The organism is Bacillus sanguinis (assembly GCF_018332475.1).
Classification (GTDB): Bacteria; Bacillota; Bacilli; order Bacillales; family Bacillaceae_G; genus Bacillus_A; species Bacillus_A sanguinis.
The window spans coordinates 1-318 of sequence record NZ_BOQB01000354.1; the positions used below are offsets into that span (position 1 = coordinate 1).

The 318-nt window shown below is 34.0% G+C and carries 1 pseudogene; it reads left to right on the forward strand.

Going from position 1 to position 318, the window contains the following annotated elements:
- Positions 1-318, forward strand: a pseudogene (locus KI369_RS25825) (SWIM zinc finger family protein); the annotation flags it as partial.

A 318-nucleotide genomic window follows, 5' to 3' on the forward strand; every position in this document is an offset into this window, starting at 1 on the left:
GTAGGAGATGTATTAACTTTATTTAAAAACAATACGAAACCTTCCCTTCCTCCTATTCGAACTGCAAGACAAGTATTGCAATCATCAGCTTTTGAAGAAACGGATTATAAAAGTTGGCAATCGTATTTTGACAACGAATATGAATCATTTAAAAAAGAACAAGCTCGGCTTACTTATAAACAAATGTATTTTCTTATGAGTATTTTTACAGACTTCTATACGAAACTCGAGCGGAAAGCTCCGCGTATCGTTGCGATACATGAGTTGTTCAGGCTACATGCAGCGCTTTATTGCTTTCAAAAATTATTAGAAGAAATT